General features: G+C 43.1%; 22 protein-coding genes. All 22 read left to right on the top strand.

Going from position 1 to position 17,946, the window contains the following annotated elements; genetic code table 11:
* Window positions 1-177 precede the first annotated feature (177 nt).
* The 22 genes from PGZ10_RS11525 to purN all read left to right on the top strand — a co-directional run bounded on the left by PGZ10_RS11525 (window position 178) and on the right by purN (window position 17,931).
* Window positions 178-501, top strand: a complete 324-nt coding sequence (locus PGZ10_RS11525; RefSeq protein WP_117557754.1) for a PadR family transcriptional regulator — start codon at window positions 178-180, stop codon at window positions 499-501.
* Window positions 498-1,337 carry a DUF1700 domain-containing protein gene (locus PGZ10_RS11520; protein WP_270541487.1) on the top strand — a complete coding sequence of 280 codons (840 nt, stop codon included), beginning with the start codon at window positions 498-500 and terminating at the stop codon, window positions 1,335-1,337. Before PGZ10_RS11525 ends, PGZ10_RS11520 begins: the two co-directional genes overlap by 4 nt.
* Window positions 1,334-2,206, top strand: a complete 873-nt coding sequence (locus tag PGZ10_RS11515; RefSeq protein WP_181988858.1) for a DUF4097 family beta strand repeat-containing protein — start codon at window positions 1,334-1,336, stop codon at window positions 2,204-2,206. The genes PGZ10_RS11520 and PGZ10_RS11515 overlap by 4 nt, the downstream gene beginning before the upstream one ends.
* 89 nt (window positions 2,207-2,295) lie before the next feature.
* Window positions 2,296-2,487 (top strand): PspC domain-containing protein, encoded by a 192-nt coding sequence (locus tag PGZ10_RS11510; protein ID WP_008372894.1) that lies wholly within the window; start codon window positions 2,296-2,298, stop codon window positions 2,485-2,487.
* A 142-nt stretch (window positions 2,488-2,629) separates the two neighbouring features.
* Window positions 2,630-2,842, top strand: coding sequence for a small, acid-soluble spore protein, alpha/beta type (locus tag PGZ10_RS11505; RefSeq protein WP_022220993.1), 213 nt, complete (start codon window positions 2,630-2,632; stop codon window positions 2,840-2,842).
* Window positions 2,843-2,954: 112 nt separating this feature from the next.
* Entirely contained in the window at window positions 2,955-3,635 is a 681-nt protein-coding gene (locus PGZ10_RS11500; RefSeq protein WP_022220992.1) for a WecB/TagA/CpsF family glycosyltransferase, read from the top strand.
* 228 nt (window positions 3,636-3,863) lie between these two features.
* Window positions 3,864-4,952, top strand: coding sequence for a PucR family transcriptional regulator (locus PGZ10_RS11495; protein ID WP_008372899.1), 1,089 nt, complete (start codon window positions 3,864-3,866; stop codon window positions 4,950-4,952).
* A 34-nt stretch (window positions 4,953-4,986) separates the two neighbouring features.
* Complete coding sequence (ftsE, locus tag PGZ10_RS11490; RefSeq protein WP_008372900.1) at window positions 4,987-5,673, top strand: cell division ATP-binding protein FtsE; 687 nt, start codon at window positions 4,987-4,989, stop codon at window positions 5,671-5,673.
* Window positions 5,663-6,571 (top strand): permease-like cell division protein FtsX, encoded by a 909-nt coding sequence (gene ftsX, locus PGZ10_RS11485; protein WP_118199623.1) that lies wholly within the window; start codon window positions 5,663-5,665, stop codon window positions 6,569-6,571. The genes ftsE and ftsX overlap by 11 nt, the downstream gene beginning before the upstream one ends.
* Window positions 6,572-6,597: 26 nt before the next feature.
* The gene (locus PGZ10_RS11480) at window positions 6,598-7,770 is read left to right on the top strand and encodes a murein hydrolase activator EnvC family protein (RefSeq protein WP_270247242.1); all 1,173 of its coding nucleotides are present in this window, start codon (window positions 6,598-6,600) and stop codon (window positions 7,768-7,770) included.
* A gap of 29 nt (window positions 7,771-7,799) precedes the next feature.
* Entirely contained in the window at window positions 7,800-9,008 is a 1,209-nt protein-coding gene (locus PGZ10_RS11475) for a S41 family peptidase (RefSeq protein ID WP_330610291.1), read from the top strand.
* Between the two features lie 146 nt (window positions 9,009-9,154).
* Window positions 9,155-10,081: an orotidine-5'-phosphate decarboxylase gene (gene pyrF / locus PGZ10_RS11470; protein ID WP_117557768.1), complete on the top strand. Its 927-nt coding sequence runs from the start codon at window positions 9,155-9,157 to the stop codon at window positions 10,079-10,081.
* A 71-nt stretch (window positions 10,082-10,152) separates the two neighbouring features.
* Entirely contained in the window at window positions 10,153-10,938 is a 786-nt protein-coding gene (locus PGZ10_RS11465; RefSeq protein ID WP_022220989.1) for a dihydroorotate dehydrogenase electron transfer subunit, read from the top strand.
* Complete coding sequence (locus PGZ10_RS11460) at window positions 10,938-11,840, top strand: dihydroorotate dehydrogenase (RefSeq protein ID WP_008372915.1); 903 nt, start codon at window positions 10,938-10,940, stop codon at window positions 11,838-11,840. The genes PGZ10_RS11465 and PGZ10_RS11460 overlap by 1 nt, the downstream gene beginning before the upstream one ends.
* Window positions 11,841-11,870: 30 nt before the next feature.
* Window positions 11,871-12,551 (top strand): orotate phosphoribosyltransferase, encoded by a 681-nt coding sequence (gene pyrE, locus PGZ10_RS11455; protein ID WP_008372917.1) that lies wholly within the window; start codon window positions 11,871-11,873, stop codon window positions 12,549-12,551.
* A gap of 12 nt (window positions 12,552-12,563) precedes the next feature.
* A complete protein-coding gene (locus tag PGZ10_RS11450; protein ID WP_008372918.1) occupies window positions 12,564-12,716 on the top strand; it encodes a hypothetical protein in 153 nt (50 codons plus the stop codon).
* A 15-nt stretch (window positions 12,717-12,731) separates the two neighbouring features.
* Window positions 12,732-13,196, top strand: a complete 465-nt coding sequence (locus PGZ10_RS11445; RefSeq protein ID WP_008372920.1) for a VanZ family protein — start codon at window positions 12,732-12,734, stop codon at window positions 13,194-13,196.
* Complete coding sequence (locus PGZ10_RS11440) at window positions 13,177-13,539, top strand: DUF6142 family protein (RefSeq protein ID WP_117834971.1); 363 nt, start codon at window positions 13,177-13,179, stop codon at window positions 13,537-13,539. The genes PGZ10_RS11445 and PGZ10_RS11440 overlap by 20 nt, the downstream gene beginning before the upstream one ends.
* The gene (locus tag PGZ10_RS11435) at window positions 13,540-15,576 is read left to right on the top strand and encodes an aminopeptidase (RefSeq protein WP_055261105.1); all 2,037 of its coding nucleotides are present in this window, start codon (window positions 13,540-13,542) and stop codon (window positions 15,574-15,576) included.
* A gap of 153 nt (window positions 15,577-15,729) precedes the next feature.
* Window positions 15,730-16,242, top strand: coding sequence for a 5-(carboxyamino)imidazole ribonucleotide mutase (purE, locus tag PGZ10_RS11430; RefSeq protein WP_008372927.1), 513 nt, complete (start codon window positions 15,730-15,732; stop codon window positions 16,240-16,242).
* A 43-nt stretch (window positions 16,243-16,285) separates the two neighbouring features.
* Window positions 16,286-17,311 (top strand): phosphoribosylformylglycinamidine cyclo-ligase, encoded by a 1,026-nt coding sequence (gene purM / locus PGZ10_RS11425; RefSeq protein WP_055156423.1) that lies wholly within the window; start codon window positions 16,286-16,288, stop codon window positions 17,309-17,311.
* Window positions 17,305-17,931 (top strand): phosphoribosylglycinamide formyltransferase, encoded by a 627-nt coding sequence (purN, locus tag PGZ10_RS11420; protein ID WP_022220988.1) that lies wholly within the window; start codon window positions 17,305-17,307, stop codon window positions 17,929-17,931. Before purM ends, purN begins: the two co-directional genes overlap by 7 nt.
* Window positions 17,932-17,946 lie beyond the last annotated feature (15 nt).

Here is a 17,946-nt window from a genome sequence, read left to right as displayed (position 1 = left end):
TGGACTTTATTTCTATCCGCAAGCTGTCACAACCTTCCTCCCACCATCCGTCTCCCACCCATTTCTTTAGGAAATCTTCAGAAAGTCTTATACAATATTATATTGACTCACTATATTATATAACGTATAATATACTTAACAAAACAATATAACAAACAATAAAAGGATGTGAATCATATGGTATTTAACACCGGAGCTGCCCTCCTTGATGCGATCGTGCTTGCTGTTGTGTCGCGGGAGCAGGAAGGAACCTATGGATATAAGATTACCCAGGATGTCCGGAAAGTTCTGAATGTATCAGAGTCAACAATGTATCCGGTACTCAGAAGACTTCAGAAAGATGAATGTCTGGAGGTCTATGATATGCAATTTGACGGAAGAAACCGCAGATATTATAAAGTTACAGAAAAAGGAATGGCACAGCTGAATTTATATAAAGTCGAATGGAAGAACTACACAAGGAAGATTACAGAGATGTTCGAGGGAGGTGCAGCCGAATGAGCCGTACAGAGTATATGAGGGAATTAGATGCACTGCTTCATGGAATTTCGAAAGAAGAAAGAGAAGAAGCAATGCAGTATTACAATGATTATTTTGATGACGCCGGAAGCGAGAATGAAGAAAAAGTAATCGAAGAGCTGGGAAGTCCTGCAAAGCTTGCCGAAACGATCCGTGCCGGGATAAATGGCAATACCGATGAGGCGGAAAGTTATGGAGAGTACGGAGAGCGAGGATATCAGGACAGGCGTTTTGACAGCAGTGAGTATCCGGCAGGAAGAGATGACTATTATAAAGAAAGCTATTCGGAGACATATGGAGAAAGACAGTCACAGAATGACAGGAATCCATTTTCAGAAAGACAGTATTCTTATACAACCAATTCTAATCAGGGATATACATATGCGGGAAATCAGGGATATGGTGCGGGTCAGACGACAGGAATGCCACGGAAGAAATCCAGTGCCGTTAAGATCATTCTGATCATCTGTATCCTTGTGATTGGACTTCCAATTGTAGTTCCGACAGCACTTGGTCTTCTTTTGGCGGCATTTGGAGTTCTGATCGCACTTGCAATATCAGCAATAGCGATCTGGGTGGCAGCAGTTGCAACCGCAGCCGTAGGGATTCTGTTGGGGATTCACGGATTTGGTCAGCTGTTTTATTCCCCGGCTCTTGGAATCGGAATGCTTGGTGTCGGCTGCCTGCTGCTGGCACTTGGGGCAGTATTTACAGTATTGATCGGATGGGGATGCATCAAACTGATTCCAATGATGTTCCGTGGATTTGTAAATCTTTGTCGCATACCATTTCAGAAAAAGAGAGGTGAATGCAGATGAAAAAAGGATGGAAGATTTTCTGGACAGTTATTATAAGCCTGACAGGGGCAGGAGTTGTATTTTGTATCATTGCGTTATGTCTTGGAGTCACATTTTCACAGTTTGAAAAAGCATATCCGAATGGAATTGGTATTATAAGAAAGGATTACGTTTCTTTCGAGGAAGATTGGGATGATGATGACGACGATGATGAGCCGGAAGAGACAGAAAATGTTGTATCAGGGGAGACATTTTCAAGCGTAGAGAATCTGAAGCTTGATATCAGTGCAAGTGAGGTACAGATCAAGACAGGGACGGATGATAAGATCCATGTGGATGATTCCAGAATGAAAACGGAAAATGCAGTGCAGAAAAGACTGTCCGATGACAGGAAAACTCTGGAAATAACAACGAAAATGCGCAGCAGTTTCGATTTCAAAAATGTGAGAAACGTAAAGGGAACACTTGTGATCTATCTTCCAAGAGATTACAAGTTCGATCAGGTGGACATGGAATATGGTGCAGCAACAGCAGAGATCGATGGACTAAATGCGAAAAGCCTTAAGATTGAAAGCGGGGCATCAGGCTGTACAATAAAAAATGCAGATATAGAGGAGTTAGATGTAGAAACAGGTGCCGGAAGTCTGGATTTTTATGGAACAGTGGAAAAAGAAGTGGATATTGACTGTGGTGCTGGAAGCGTCACACTGAATCTGGAAGGAAAAGTGGAGGATTATAATTATGAACTGGATAGCAGTGCCGGTTCGGTAGAAATTGGAGAAGATATAGATCTTGGCGGCTTAAGCACAGAGAAGTCAATCAATAATGGCAGTAAACGCACGATTGAGATATCGAACGGAGCAGGCAGCGTGGAGATCCGTTTCCATTAGAATTAACATAGACAGAAAAATGTATCAGATGAAACACATATATAATAGAAGAAACACAAAAATAGGAGAAACTTTTAGGAGGAATTTTTATGGAACAGAAAAGATTATACAGATCCGTAACAAACCGTAAGATCTGCGGTGTATGTGGAGGCCTTGGAGAATATTTTAATATCGATCCTACATTGATCCGGCTTGGAGGTGTTTTGCTGGCTTGCGTAAGCTGTGGGACTGCTGTGGTTGCCTATTTTGTTGCAGCAGTTATCATTCCGGATCCGGAATAAAAAATAAGAGAGCTTTGCCGATAAAGAAAAGGCAGAAGGAGAAGAAGCCGGAAGTAATGTTTTCGGCTTCTTTTATAATAATCAGGTATAAATGTATAAAATCCGTAATTGGGGAAACACTCTGAAAAAGGAGTTGAAAGGTATGAAAAGCACAAAGACAAAGAAAATCAGACGCGAAGATATCCCCAATCTGGAAACAAGTGAGCGGGTAAAATACGAGATTGCGGAGGAGCTTGGACTTCTCGATAAGGTTCTGGAAGATGGCTGGAAGAGTCTGTCATCAAAAGAAACCGGGCGGATCGGAGGAATCATTTCAAAAAAATCCAGAAAGAATGAGACTGGGAATTTACAATAATATTACAAATTTTAAAAAATGTGAATATTTTGCAACGTTTGTTGAAAAAGCACTGTATGTTTGATATAATCGCTTGACCGCAAAAACCGAGAAAATGGAACGGGTGAGGCAAATGAATGAAAAAATGAACGTACTGGACGTACAGCTTGATAACTGTACGGCAAAAGATGCGATGAAGATCATTGCAGAATATATGCAGACAGAAGAACTTAACACAGTAGATATTGTTACGGTGGATACCCTGATGAGAGCGACACAGCTTGACGGTATGAAAGAAGAGCTGGAGAAACTGGATCTTCTGCTTCCGGGAGATATGGCGATTCTTGAAGCTGCAAAGATCACAGATAGAAAGCGGATCCAGGAGATGGAGGATCAGACGATGCTGAAGATGGTATTCCATTATTTTCATAAGAACCGCTGTAAGATATTTATACTGGCAGGATCTGAGGAAGAAGGAGACAGACTGCAGGGCTATCTGCATGAGGCATACAGTGGGATTCAGGTTGTCGGTATGAAAGCAGTACCGGCAGACGAAAGTGAGGATGACAGGATCACCAATCTGGTCAACGGCGGAGAAGTAGACTGTGTGATTGCCAGCATGGATTTCCCTTGGCAGGAACAGTTTGTTTACCGGTGCAAAGAGCAGCTGAATACCAGAATGTGGTTTGGAACAGGACATAGTATTGCTTCCTTTGCAAATGGTGAGAACTGGGCAGATCACCTGAAAAATTTTATCGGTAAAAGGATTTTAAAACGGGAGATCAAAAAAGAGCAAAAAAGAAAAGAAGTATAATTGAAGCGACAAAAGACTGAAAATAATAAAAAAAATCAAAAAATCTTTTTTGATAGAATAAATTTTATAATAAACTCAATTGAGGAAATGCATAAAAAAATGTGATTTCCTCTTTATTTTTTTGGTAATATGTATTAAAGTATTATATGTATATGGCTAAGTCCACAGTTGCGGGGGATGAAGATTGTACAAAGTGTATAGAACCACGGAGGATGGAGGAGAGAGAATATGATATCAAATCAGATACTGCAGAATACGATTGAAGGGTTGAAATCAATTACAAGGATTGATCTTGGAGTGATGGATACAGATGGAAAGACTTTGGCGACAACATTTCCGGAGCCTGGAGATTATGAGAATGCCGTTCTTTCGTTTGTAGAATCTCCGGCAGAAAGCCAGGTGATTCAGGGGTATCAGTTTTTCAAAATTTATGATGAACACCAGCTGGAGTACATTCTGATCGCCAATGGCGGCAGTGAAGATGTTTATATGGTTGGCAAGATTGCAGCCTTCCAGATCCAGAATCTTCTGGTAGCATATAAGGAGCGTTTTGACAAGGATAATTTCATCAAAAACCTCCTTCTTGACAACCTTCTTCTGGTGGATATTTATAATCGCGCCAAAAAATTACATATTGACACAGAGGTAAAACGTGATATCTTTATAGTTGAGACTTCTCGGGAGAGAGATGTCAGTGCGCTTGACAGTCTCCGTTCTGTTCTGGGTGGAAAGGGCAAGGACTTTATTACAGCTGTTGATGAGAAGAACATCATCGTAGTAAAAGAATTAGGTCCTGGCGATGGATATCCGGAGATGGACAAGACTGCGCATGAGATTCTTGATCTTCTGAAAGCAGAAGGAGAAGAGAATATCCGTATCGCATATGGTACGATCGTCAATGACATCAAAGAAGTATCCAAGTCTTACAAAGAAGCGAAGCTTGCGCTCGATGTAGGAAAGATCTTCTTCGACGAGAAGGAAGTTATTGCATATAGTGCGCTTGGAATCGGACGACTGATCTATCAGCTCCCAATTCCGCTCTGCAAGATGTTTATCCGCGAAATTTTTGAGGGGAAATCTCCGGACGAATTTGATGAAGAGACGCTCACGACCATCAATAAGTTCTTTGAGAATAGCCTGAATGTTTCCGAGACATCAAGACAGCTGTATATTCACAGAAATACACTGGTGTACCGTCTTGACAAACTGCAGAAGAGCACAGGACTGGATCTGCGCGTATTTGAGGACGCAATCACATTTAAGATCGCGCTGATGGTAGTCAAATATATGAAATACATGGAAACACTGGAGTATTAAGTTATATCGGAGTATGGATAATTAGGAGGAGCATATGATAGAACTTAAAGAAGTTACCAAGGAATACTCGAAGGGTATTGCTGCACTCAATGGTATCAACCTTCGGATCGAACAGGGAGAGTTCGTATTCGTAGTTGGAGACAGCGGTTCCGGAAAGTCCACGTTGATACGTCTTCTGATGAAGGAGATCGAACCAACGTCAGGTACGATTATTGTCAACGGTCAGAATCTGAATCGTATGAAACATCGCCAGATTCCGCAGTACAGAAGAGGAATCGGCGTTGTATTCCAGGATTTCAGACTTCTGAAAGACCGCAATATTTATGAGAATATTGCATTTGCACAGCGGGTTACAGAAAAATCAACCCGTGTCATCAAAAAGAAAGTGCCGGCGGCTCTGTCACTTGTCGGACTGGCACAGAAGTACAAAGCGTTCCCGAAGGAATTGTCCGGTGGGGAACAGCAGAGAGTTGCAATTGCCAGAGCTGTTGTAAATGAGCCTGCCATTTTGCTGGCTGACGAACCGACAGGAAACCTGGATCCAACCAACTCATGGGAGATCATGAAACTTCTTGAAGAAGCGAACGAGAGAGGAACTACAGTTCTGGTAGTTACTCACAACCAGGAAATTGTAAACGAGATGAAAAAGCGCGTTATTACGATGAAGAAGGGTGTCATTGTCAGCGACGAACAAGAAGGTGGGTATAAGCATGAGGATTAGTACAGTTGGATACTCCGTGAAACAGGGAGTTAAGAATATTGGAAGAAATAAGATGTTTTCACTGGCATCTGTTGCAACTATGGCTGCATGTATCTTTGTGTTCGGACTGTTTTTCTCAATTATTATGAACTTCCAGTATATTGTACACAAAGCAGAAGAAGGCGTGGCAATCACTGTATTTTTTAATGATGATGCAACGCAGGAGCAGATTGATAATATTGGCGCACAGCTTAAAAAGCAGGATGGTGTAAAAGAGATCAAGTATGTGTCTGCGGACGAAGCATGGGAGACATTTAAAGATCAGTATTTTGGCGAATCAAGTGATCTTGCAGAAGGATTTAAAAATGATAACCCTCTGGCAGGATCTGACAACTATGAAGTATATATGACAGATGTGGCTTCACAGAAGAAGCTGGTTTCTTTTGCGGAAAGCCTTGACGGGGTTCGCAAGGTTAACAAATCAGATACCGTAGCCAATACACTGAACAGCGTGAACAAGCTGGTATGGTATGTATCGGTTGTTATCATCGCGATTCTTCTGGCAGTATCCATTTTCCTGATCAGCAATACGGTCACAATGGGTATTACTGTCCGAAGGGAAGAGATTGCAATTATGAAATATATCGGTGCGAAGGATGGTTTTGTACGGGCACCGTTCATCATTGAAGGTATCCTGATCGGTCTTGTCGGTGCGGCGATTCCGCTTGGTATCCTTTATGTACTTTATAATAAAGCAATTACTTATATTCTTACAAAATTCAGTCTGCTGAATAATATTCTGGATTTCCTTCCGGTGGGGCAGGTATACAAGACACTGCTTCCGGTCGGACTTTTACTGGGAATCGGAATTGGTTTTGTGGGAAGTTTCTTTACGATTAGAAAGCACTTAAGAGTCTAGTCGCATAATATTTAAGGGAGACGAATATGATAAGAGGGAAAAAGATACTTGGGGCGTTACTGACGTTTACGCTTTGCTTCAGTATGGTAATTCCGGCACAGGCTGATGATATTTCGGATGCGAAAAAGAAGCAGCAGGAGCTGGAACAGCAGAAGAATACGGCTGAGGCGGAGAAGTCGGAACTTTCTTCTGAACTGGATTCCATTGTATCAAAGATGGAAAAGACACAGTCAGATCTGACTGCAAAAGAGACGGAGATCAATGATGCAGAGACAGAGCTGGTAACTGCGAAAGCCAACGAAGATGACCAGTACCAGACGATGAAGCTACGTATCAAGTATATGTATGAGAACGGGAGCAATGAATTCCTGGAGATCTTGATGGAAGCTAACAGTATTGCAGATCTGCTGAACAAAGCAGAATACATCAACAAGATTTCCAAATGTGACCGTGAACTTCTTGTAGAATACGAAGATACAAGAAAAGATGTTGAGAACAGAGAAAATGCACTTAAAAAAGAGTATGCAGAGCTGGAAAGCCTGCAGGATGAACTTGCGGGAGAACAGGCAAATGTAGAAAAGCTTCTTGCTGATAAGAACATTCAGATCAATAACCTGACATCTGAGATCAGCAGTAATGCTGACAAGCTGAAGCAGCTGATTGCAGAAGCAGAGGCGGCAGAAGCCCGCAGAAAAGAAGCAGAAGCAACGGCAGCCGCTCAGGCAGCACAGGCAGCGGCGGCAGCTCAGGCATCAGCTTCGTCAGGCACAAGTAGTTCAGGCAATACGAGCAGCAATGCAAGTGCAACGGGAACAGGATCACTTACACATCCGGTACCGGGAGCAGCGATTACCAGTGGCTTTGGCGGACGTGTGGCACCGACTGCAGGTGCAACAACCGGTCATGACGGAATCGATTATGGTGCAGGATATGGAGCTGCGGTTTATGCGGCTGATTCTGGAACTGTTATTACCGCACAGTACAATAGTGCACGTGGAAATTACATCGTAATCAATCACGGTAATGGAATGCAGACATGGTATCAGCATCTGAGTTCGATGAATGTTAGCGTGGGACAGACGGTGGCAAGAGGTCAGGTGATCGGAAATGTCGGTACGACCGGAATTTCCACAGGACCACATCTTCACTTTGAAGTTCATGTAGGTGGTGTACCGGTCAATCCACTGAACTATCTGTAAGATAATACATAACAGGTATGAAAGAGTAAATGATGGAAAATAATAAAAAGAATTTTTGGAAGGGGGCGCTTGCAGGCGCCCTCGCCATGTTTATGGTAGGTGCTGCGGCACTTGGAATTATGAATGTCGCAGGTGTAGACCTTGGGACCAGTCAGGAAAAGGTCGTAAATGCGCAGGAAGAGAAAAAACTGAATAAACTGAAAAAGCTGATTGATGAAAATTATCTTTATACAGATGATTTGAAAGAAGAAGATCTGGAGAACGGACTTTACAGTGGATACATTAATGCACTGGGAGATCCGTATTCTGTATATTATGATGAAGAACAGACCAGATCCCTGCAGGAATCAACTTCGGGAGAGTATTCGGGAATCGGAGTTGTTTTTTCGCAGAATCAGGAAACTAAGGTGATCACTGCAGTTCAGGTTTATGAGAACAGCCCGGCGAATGAAGCAGGTATTCAGGTAAATGATATTCTGTATAAGGTTGGAGATAAGGACGTAAGTGGAACGGATCTTTCCGATGTTGTACAGCTGATCCGCGGTGTAGAGAATACGACTGTTGATATCACAGTCCTGCGTGGGGATGATGCGAAGGAAGTGACAATGACGGTTACCCGGAGAAAAATCCAGGTAGAGACAGTCAAGTCTGAAATGAAGGATGACCAGATCGGTTATATTCGGGTTACGGAATTTGACAGTGTGACCTATGACCAGTTCAAGAGTGCACTCGGCAGTCTGGAGGACCAGGGGATGAAAGGACTTGTGGTTGATCTTCGGGCGAATCCGGGAGGCAATCTTGCGACAGTCACACAGATGCTGGATCTGTTACTGCCAAAAGGTACGATCGTGTCAACAAAAGACAAGAGTGGTCACGAAGAGGTGATTTCATCGGATGATGAACACCAGTTTACAAAGCCGATGTCGGTTGTTGTGGACGGCAACAGTGCAAGTGCTTCCGAGATTTTTGCCGGAGCGATCCAGGACTACGGACTTGGATCGATCGTCGGAACAACAACTTACGGAAAAGGAATTGTTCAGCAGATTTTTGATCTTGGAGACGGAACCTGTGTGAAGCTGACAATGGCTGAGTACTATACTCCGAATGGAAGAAATATTCACAAAAAAGGAATTACGCCGGACGTAGAAGTTGAATATCAGCAGGATGAGAATAATCCGAATGCAGATAATCAGCTTGATGCAGCATTGGAACAAGTGAGAAATAAAATCAATCAATAACAGAAATCCGGAGGGAATGCCGAAAACGGCATTCCCTTTTAGTTTTTAATATGATATCATAAGTAAAGAATATTTTTTTTCAGGTAACAAAAGGACAATACTTTCTGTTACAGCAAAAATATAAATAGAAAACTGGAGGGAATAAGATGATTAACAAATTAGTCGCTAACATTAAAAAAACAGGAGCACCTATCGTTGTCGGACTGGATCCGATGCTTTCCTATGTACCAGAGCAGGTACAGAAAAAGGCATTTGCAGAGTATGGCGAGACTTTGGAAGGAGCAGCAGAAGCTATATGGCAGTTCAACAAAGAGATCGTGGATAAGACTTATGATCTGATACCGGCAGTTAAACCGCAGATCGCTATGTACGAACAGTTCGGAATTCCGGGACTTCAGGCATTCAAGAAGACGGTAGACTACTGTAAAGAAAAAGGACTTGTTGTCATCGGAGATATCAAGAGAGGTGATATCGGTTCTACTTCAGCAGCATATGCTGTTGGACATCTTGGAAAAGTTCAGGTAGGAAGCAAATCCTATGTACCGTTCGATGAAGATTTCGCTACTGTGAATCCGTATCTTGGATCTGACGGAGTAAAGCCATTTATCGAAGTATGTAAAGAAGAGAAGAAAGGTCTTTTTATCCTTGTTAAGACATCCAATCCATCCAGTGGAGAATTCCAGGATCGGCTGATCGATGGTCGTCCGCTTTACGAACTGGTCGGAGAAAAGGTTGCCGAGTGGGGAGCAGACTGCATGGGTGATGATTATAGCTACATCGGAGCAGTTGTGGGAGCTACTTATCCGGAGATGGGAAAAGTCCTTCGTAAAGTAATGCCGAAATCCTACATTCTGGTTCCGGGATACGGTGCACAAGGTGGAAAAGGAAAAGATCTGGTTCATTTCTTCAATGAAGATGGACTTGGAGCAATCGTAAACTCATCCAGAGGAATCATTGCAGCATATAAGCAGGAAGCTTATGCAAAATACGGTGCAGAGAACTTTGGAGATGCATCCCGTGCCGCAGTAGAAGCCATGGTAGCAGATATCAAAGGCGCGCTTGAGAACAGATAAGAGAAAAGAATGAGCCGGTGTGACAGAAGCTTCTGACATACCGGCAAATCCGGATTATAGGAGAATAGAAGATGACTACAAAGAAAAAAGAACAGGCAAAGGTTGTATCGCAGGAGCAGCTTGCAGATGGAATCTTCAGTATGTGGATCCAGACAGAAGCAGCAGGGAGTGCAAGACCGGGGCAGTTTATTTCCATGTATACCAATGATGGAAGCAAGCTTCTTCCACGCCCGATCAGTATCTGTGAGATCGATAAAGAAGGTGGAAAACTTCGTGTGGTTTACCGTGTGACAGGGGAAAAAACCGGAACAGAAGAATTTTCACAGATGAAGGCAGGAGATACCATTCCGGTGATCGGACCACTTGGTAATGGATTCCCATTTGAGAAGGCCGAAGGAAAGAAGGTATTTCTGATGGGAGGAGGAATCGGTGTGCCGCCGATCCTGGAGCTTGCAAAACAGATGGAATGTGAGAAAAAGCAGATTGTGGTTGGATACCGTGATGCACATACCTTCCTGAAAGAAGAATTTGAACAGGCAGGAGAGCTTTATATTTCAACCGAAGATGGCAGTGTCGGAACAAAAGGAAATGTCATGGATGCAATCCGTGAGAATGCGCTGGAAGCAGATATGATCTATGCCTGTGGACCAACTCCGATGCTCCGTGCGATCAAACAGTATGCAGAAACAAACGGAATCGAATGCTACATTTCTCTGGAAGAGAGAATGGCATGTGGAATCGGTGCCTGTCTTGCGTGCGTGTGCAAGTCAAAGGAAAAGGATGCGCACAGCAATGTGCACAACAAACGTATCTGTAAAGACGGACCGGTATTTCTTTCTACGGAGGTGGAAATTTAATGGATATGCGTGTAAATATTGCCGGAGTAGAATGGAAGAATCCGGTAACAGTGGCATCAGGAACCTTCGGATCAGGAGAAGAGTTTTCTGAATTTGTAGATCTGAACAAGCTTGGAGCTGTGACAACAAAAGGTGTGGCAAATGTACCGTGGCCGGGCAATCCGACTCCGCGTGTAGCCGAGGTTTACGGCGGAATGATGAACGCCATAGGACTTCAGAATCCGGGAATCGATCTGTTCTGTAAAAGAGATATTCCGTATCTGAAAAACTATGATACCAAGATCATTGTGAATGTCTGCGGACATGCACCGGAAGAGTATCTTGAAGTGGTAGAACGCCTTGCGGATGAACCGATCGATATGATGGAGATCAACATTTCCTGCCCGAATGTCAATGCAGGATTCCTTGCTTTCGGACAGGATGCAAAGCATGTAGAAGAGCTGACCGGACAGATCAAGAAGATCGCAAAGCAGCCGATCATCATGAAGCTGACACCGAATGTAACCGATATTACTGAGATAGCAAAAGCGGCAGAAGCAGGCGGTGCGGACGCAGTTTCCCTGATCAATACACTGACCGGTATGAAGATTGATATCAATCGCAAGACATTTGCAGTGGCAAATAAGACCGGAGGTGTATCAGGACCGATCGTCAAACCGATCGCTGTCCGCATGGTATATCAGGTAGCACAGGCAGTGAACATCCCAATCATCGGGATGGGCGGTATTTCCTGCGCAGAAGATGCGATCGAGTTCCTTCTTGCAGGAGCAAGTGCCGTATCCGTAGGAACAGCCAACTTTCACAATCCGGCAGTGACGATGGAAGTGATCGATGGAATTGAAGCCTACATGAAGAAGAATGGCTTTGAGTCTGTGAAAGATATGGTTGGAATTGTAAAATAAAGAACATATAAGAGATGGAGGATAAATAAAATGGAAAGCTACAAACAGGAATTTATTGATTTTATGGTAGAAAGCCACGTGCTTAAATTTGGAGAATTTACACTGAAAAGCGGAAGAAAGTCCCCGTTCTTCATGAATGCAGGAGCTTATGTGACAGGATCACAGCTCAAAAGACTCGGTGAATATTACGCAAAAGCAATCCATGACAAATACGGGGATGATTTTGATGTATTATTCGGACCTGCTTACAAAGGAATCCCGCTTGGAGTTGTAACCGCGATTGCTTACAGTGAATTATACGGAAAAGAGATCCGTTACTGCTCAGACCGTAAAGAAGAAAAAGATCACGGAGCAGATAAGGGAAGCTTCCTCGGAAGCAAGCTTCAGGACGGAGACCGCGTGGTTATGATCGAAGATGTTACCACATCCGGCAAATCCATGGAAGAGACTGTACCGAAGGTAAGAGGAGCCGCTGATGTAACAATTGTTGGACTGATGGTATCCCTTGACCGTATGGAAGTAGGAAAAGGCGGTGTGAAATGCGCACTCGATGAAGTAAAGGATCTTTACGGATTTGAAACTAATGCAATCGTAACCATGAAGGATGTAGTAGAGCATCTGTACAACAAACCATGCAATGGTGAAATTGTTATCGATGACAAGATCAAGGCTGCAATCGACGCATACTATGAGCAGTATGGTGCAAAATAAGGAGGAGTTACAGTGACAGAAAAGACATATAAGGTGATGGGACTTGCCGGCGGTGCCAATATTGCGATCGGAATTATTTCTATTGTTGTTGGTGTGACAACCGGGATCATTTTGCTTGTCAGCGGTGGAAAGCTGCTTGGTGCGAAAAAGGGACTGACATTTTAGGAAGGGCGCTTTAAGTTGAAAGCAAAGAACAGAAAAAGACTTCGGGTTCTTGGGAAGATTTTATTTGTCCTGTATATTGGATTTTTATTTTACTTTCTGATTTTTTCTGACTGGTATGGACGGGAAGGAACCGGGGAATATCATTATAACCTGGTTCTTTTCTGTGAAATAAAAAGATTTTGGTTGTATCGAGATGTTTTGGGATGGGTATCTTATGCAAATCTGTTCGGAAATGTCCTGATTTTCATACCATTTGGATTTTTTATGCCGATGGCAAGCCGGTATCGCAGCTTTTTTCTTACCCTTTTCTACAGTTTTGGAGTGAGCTTCTTTGTGGAGTGCTTTCAGCTGGTAACAAGAGTGGGGAGTTTTGATGTGGATGATATGCTGCTCAACACCCTTGGCGGTGTGATCGGGTATATCGTCTTCGCGATTTGTAATATGATAAGGAGATGGCACGATGCGAAGCAGGAGAGATAAAAAAAGAGCACGTGAAAGAGATAGAAATAAAAGAAACCGGAAGTATGGTCAGATAAAAAGAAAGCATTCCCGCAAGGGAATCTGGTCCTGTGTGATGGCAGTACTTGTTACGGCAGTGATAGCGGGATTGATTGTAATGGCATTTATGAATAAAGGAAAATCAGCAGCAATGGTAGGAAGCTTTGGGGTTTTCGATATGATTCTTGCCTGCATCGGTATTGTAACGGGTGTAAAAGGATTTAAAGAAAGAGATAAAAATTATCTGACCTGCAAGATCGGAATTGTTGTAAACGGACTTATTTTACTTGCCCTGATCTTAGTATTTATAAGAGGATGTGTATAAATGGAAGAAAGATATAATCTGGCAATTGACAGAATGAAAGCAATAATAGAAGAAAAAACAGTAGCAGAGCCATATCGGGAGTATTTCCAGCATGTGGCTCGGTTTATTTTAAAGCTTGATGAGCTGAAACAGAATGTGGAAAGTGGAAAGCAGAAAGAGATGTCAGAAGAAGAGCTGCAGGAAGAGATGAAGGATCTTTATGCAGACGAACTGGAAGCAAACTATGAGAAATCTTATGCAAATCCGGCTTATGCGGTTTTGGTACTGGGAGGAGAACTGGGAAGCTTTTTGTCTGCGGTTTACACCGAGATCCGCGGAGGCATTTCTTATGTTCAGGAACAGCGTATGGAGTATGTTGTGATCGGAGCAGAGCTTTTGATTGAAATTTACAACAAATTTGAAGAAGAAAAGCAGCCGCAGCCGGAAAGCCTGAAGGAAATCTTTTACTGGTATGCAAGTGATTACTGCGATGTATTTGCGGCAGACCGCATCAAAGACCAGATCGATCCGGAAAGAGGATGCTTCATTGTGAATATGATCATGAATGAAGATCTTTCCGATCTGCGTTATCTCTACCGTATGGGAGAATATGTGGGGGTAAATGAAAGAGAGACAGCCGCATACTTAAATTCACTTTCACAGGAGAAGATTGATAAGATGGCAGATACCTTCAGTGAAGGATACAGGATTGGTTTTGTAAATACCGGAAAAGACCTGTCAAAAAAATCTGTAGTCAACATTTATTATGCAATGGGATTTGAACGGATCGTAAAAAAAGCCATTGAGAATTTTGCCAAAATGGGATTAAAGCCGAGTATTTTCCGGACAAGTCACAGCGTGATCACAAGAGGACGCAACAGCCAGATCGGATTTTTCAATATTTCCGGCAACAAGCAGTATGTCTATGACCACAGAGATGATATCGGGCTTGTGATGGATAAACAGTATGTAGAGCGAAAGTTGGAAGTGATGCGTACCACTTACGAGCAGAATAAAGAGATTGCAGCAGGCTATGCAGGACCGGCAGTGATCGACATTTTCGGAGAAAAGACTTTTGTTCCGCAGGCTAAACCAGAGGCAGTTAAATTAAGCGAAAAGCAGGAAGAACTTCTGGTTGCGATGAATGGAAGGGCCGGACGTCTGACCAATGAATATCTTCCGGGAGATGAGAGAAGTTTTACGATCATTTCCTGGCCGGTTCCGGAAATCGGAGAGCAGTATCATGAGATCTTTGATGAAACGATCAAGATCAATACTCTGGATTACAAGCTTTACCAGAAGGTGCAGCAGACAATGATCGATGCACTGGATAAAGGAGAGTATGTAAAAGTAACAGGCTCAGGCGAAAACCAGACGGATCTGAAAGTGATGCTTCATCCGCTTGCCGATCCGGCAAAAGAGACGATCTTTGAAAACTGTGTTGCCGATGTCAATATCCCAGTAGGTGAGGTGTTCACTTCCCCGGTACTGGAAGGAACAGAAGGTACCCTTTTTGTGAGCAAGGTATTCCTTCACGGACTTCCGTATTACAATCTGAAGATCAGTTTTAAAGAAGGAAAGATCACAGAGTATACCTGCACCAATTTTGATTCAGAAGAAGAAAATAAAAAATATATTTTCGATAACATTCTGCACAATCATCAGACACTTCCGATTGGCGAGTTTGCGATCGGAACCAATACCACAGCTTATGCGGTTGCGAAGAAATATGATATTGCAGATAAATATACGATTCTGATCGCTGAAAAGACGGGACCGCATTTTGCAGTAGGGGATACCTGCTATAGCTGGGCAGAGGATGTAAAGGTTTACAATCCGGATGGAAAAGAGATTATTGCAAGAGACAACAGCATATCGATCTTGAGAAAAGAGGATCCGTCGAAAGCATATTTCCAGTGCCATACCGATATCACCATCCCTTATGATGAGCTGGGAAGCATTGTTGTAGTGGCGAAAGACGGAACAGAGACAGAAATTATCCGTGATGGACGGTTTGTTCTTCCGGGAACAGAGATCCTCAATGAACCTCTGAATTAGTATTAGTTATGGATTTTCAATAATACCAATAAGTAAAATTAAATAATGGTCAGATAAGTAACGGTTGACATACCGCAACAGACTTAGTAAAATAACTTATAAGTGGTTAGCTATTTATTAAAATACTTATAGATAAAAGAAAAGGAGATCATTATGCCAAAAGTTGGAATCGTAATGGGCAGCGACTCAGATATGAAAGTAATGGGAAAAGCTGCCGACATGCTGGAAAAGTTTGGAATCGATTATGAGATGACGATCATCTCGGCACACCGTGAGCCTGATGTATTCTATGAATATGCGAAGTCTGCAGAAGCAAAAGACTTCAAAGTAATTATTGCAGGTGCAGGTATGGCAGCACATCTTCCAGGAATGTGTGCAGCAATTTTCCCGATGCCGGTTATCGGAATCCCAATGTCAGGGAAGAATCTGGAGGGTGTCGACGCACTCTATTCAATCGTTCAGATGCCGCCCGGAATCCCGGTTGCCACAGTTGCGATCGATGGCGGAGCAAACGCAGCTATTCTGGCTGCAAAGATTCTTGCAACCTCAGATCCTGAGCTTCTTCAGAAATTGAAGGATTACACTGCAGAAATGAAAGAAACCGTCCAGAAAAAAGCAGAAAAGCTTGAAAAAATCGGACACAAAGAATATATCAAGCAGATGTAGGCATACAGATGTCAGTGAAAATACCAGGAGGATATAGAAAATGTTGGATTATAAGACAGCCGGCGTAGATATCGAGGCAGGATATAAATCAGTAGAACTTATGAAAAAGCATGTAAAAGAAACCATGAGACCGGAAGTGTTAGGAGGGCTTGGTGGTTTTGCAGGTGCATTTGATTTAAGTGGAATCAAGAATATGGAAGAACCAGTACTTCTTTCCGGAACAGATGGATGTGGAACAAAGGTGAAGCTTGCATTTGTAATGGACAAGCATGATACGATCGGTATTGATGCCGTTGCCATGTGTGTGAATGATATCGCATGCTCTGGTGGAGAACCGTTATTCTTCCTGGATTATATTGCCTGTGGCAAGAATTACCCGGAAAAGATCGCTACGATCGTAAGCGGTGTGGCAGAGGGCTGTAAGCAGTCAGGATGTGCACTTGTAGGTGGAGAGACAGCAGAACATCCGGGACTGATGCCGGAGAATGATTACGACCTTGCAGGTTTTGCAGTCGGAGTTGTAGATAAGAAAGACATTATCGACGGTTCTGATATTAAGCCAGGTGATGTACTTGTTGCAATGCCGTCTACAGGGGTTCACAGCAATGGATTTTCACTGGTTCGTAAGGTATTCGACATTACAGAAGAATCCTTAAATACATACTATGATGAATTAGGAAAGACACTTGGCGAAGCACTTCTTGCTCCGACCAGAATTTATGTAAAAGCACTGAAGAACGTAAAAGAAGCCGGTGTAAGAGTCAAAGGATGCAGCCATATCACAGGCGGTGGATTCTATGAAAATATTCCGAGAATGCTTCCGGAAGGAATCCGTGCAGTGGTAAAGAAGGACAGCTATGAAATCCCTGCAATCTTCAACCTGATCGCAAAGACTGGCAACATTGCCGAAGAGATGATGTACAATACCTTCAATATGGGTATCGGTATGGTTGTCGCTGTCGATGAAAAGGATGTAGATGCTACAATTAAGGCAATGAAAGAAGCTGGAGATGAAGCATTTGTGGTTGGTTATGTAGAAGCAGGAGAAAAAGGAGTTACTTTATGTTAAGAGTTGCTGTACTTGTATCCGGAGGCGGAACCAATCTGCAGGCAATCATTGATGCAGTGGAAAATGGCACGATCACCAATACAGAGCTGGTCGGTGTCATCAGCAATAATAAGAACGCATATGCACTCACAAGAGCCGGGAATCATCAGATCCCGGCACAGTGCGTTTCGCCGAAGGATTTTGAGACAAGAGAAGAGTTTAACAAAGTTTTTCTTGAAAAGGTAGACGAACTGAAACCGGATCTGATCGTTCTGGCGGGATTTTTGGTTGTGATCCCGGAAGAAATGATCAGCAGATACCGGAATAAGATCATCAATATCCATCCATCTCTGATTCCGTCGTTCTGCGGAACGGGATATTATGGACTGAAGGTTCATGAGGCAGCACTTGCCAGAGGGGTAAAGGTGGTTGGAGCAACCGTACATTTTGTAGACGAAGGAACGGATACCGGTCCGATCATTCTCCAGAAGGCTGTCGAAGTAGAAGAAGGCGATACACCGGAGGTTCTGCAGAGACGTGTGATGGAGCAGGCGGAGTGGAAGATCCTTCCACATGCGATCGACCTGATCGCAAATGGAAAAGTAACAGTAAAAGATGGCAGAGTGTCAATTGCCCGTTAGAGAAGGAGGAGCACC

The organism is Coprococcus sp. AF102-57, assembly GCF_027686195.1.
GTDB classification, from domain to species: domain Bacteria; phylum Bacillota; class Clostridia; order Lachnospirales; family Lachnospiraceae; genus Allocoprococcus; species Allocoprococcus comes.
Note: the sequence above shows the minus strand (reverse complement) of the source record. Positions and strands in the feature narration are given on the sequence as shown.

Excerpts from the sequence above, each read along its gene's own strand:
- PGZ10_RS11515 (WP_181988858.1), top strand. The coding sequence starts at position 1,334 with ATGAAAAAAGGATGGAAGATTTTCTGGACAGTTATTATAAGCCTGACA.
- PGZ10_RS11480 (WP_270247242.1), top strand. The coding sequence starts at position 6,598 with ATGATAAGAGGGAAAAAGATACTTGGGGCGTTACTGACGTTTACGCTT.
- ftsX (WP_118199623.1), top strand. The coding sequence starts at position 5,663 with ATGAGGATTAGTACAGTTGGATACTCCGTGAAACAGGGAGTTAAGAAT.
- PGZ10_RS11520 (WP_270541487.1), top strand. The coding sequence starts at position 498 with ATGAGCCGTACAGAGTATATGAGGGAATTAGATGCACTGCTTCATGGA.
- purE (WP_008372927.1), top strand. The coding sequence starts at position 15,730 with ATGCCAAAAGTTGGAATCGTAATGGGCAGCGACTCAGATATGAAAGTA.
- ftsE (WP_008372900.1), top strand. The coding sequence starts at position 4,987 with ATGATAGAACTTAAAGAAGTTACCAAGGAATACTCGAAGGGTATTGCT.
- purN (WP_022220988.1), top strand. The coding sequence starts at position 17,305 with ATGTTAAGAGTTGCTGTACTTGTATCCGGAGGCGGAACCAATCTGCAG.
- pyrE (WP_008372917.1), top strand. The coding sequence starts at position 11,871 with ATGGAAAGCTACAAACAGGAATTTATTGATTTTATGGTAGAAAGCCAC.
- PGZ10_RS11510 (WP_008372894.1), top strand. The coding sequence starts at position 2,296 with ATGGAACAGAAAAGATTATACAGATCCGTAACAAACCGTAAGATCTGC.
- PGZ10_RS11495 (WP_008372899.1), top strand. The coding sequence starts at position 3,864 with ATGATATCAAATCAGATACTGCAGAATACGATTGAAGGGTTGAAATCA.
- PGZ10_RS11505 (WP_022220993.1), top strand. The coding sequence starts at position 2,630 with ATGAAAAGCACAAAGACAAAGAAAATCAGACGCGAAGATATCCCCAAT.
- pyrF (WP_117557768.1), top strand. The coding sequence starts at position 9,155 with ATGATTAACAAATTAGTCGCTAACATTAAAAAAACAGGAGCACCTATC.
- PGZ10_RS11465 (WP_022220989.1), top strand. The coding sequence starts at position 10,153 with ATGACTACAAAGAAAAAAGAACAGGCAAAGGTTGTATCGCAGGAGCAG.
- PGZ10_RS11435 (WP_055261105.1), top strand. The coding sequence starts at position 13,540 with ATGGAAGAAAGATATAATCTGGCAATTGACAGAATGAAAGCAATAATA.
- PGZ10_RS11500 (WP_022220992.1), top strand. The coding sequence starts at position 2,955 with ATGAATGAAAAAATGAACGTACTGGACGTACAGCTTGATAACTGTACG.
- PGZ10_RS11475 (WP_330610291.1), top strand. The coding sequence starts at position 7,800 with ATGATGGAAAATAATAAAAAGAATTTTTGGAAGGGGGCGCTTGCAGGC.
- PGZ10_RS11440 (WP_117834971.1), top strand. The coding sequence starts at position 13,177 with ATGCGAAGCAGGAGAGATAAAAAAAGAGCACGTGAAAGAGATAGAAAT.
- PGZ10_RS11460 (WP_008372915.1), top strand. The coding sequence starts at position 10,938 with ATGGATATGCGTGTAAATATTGCCGGAGTAGAATGGAAGAATCCGGTA.
- PGZ10_RS11525 (WP_117557754.1), top strand. The coding sequence starts at position 178 with ATGGTATTTAACACCGGAGCTGCCCTCCTTGATGCGATCGTGCTTGCT.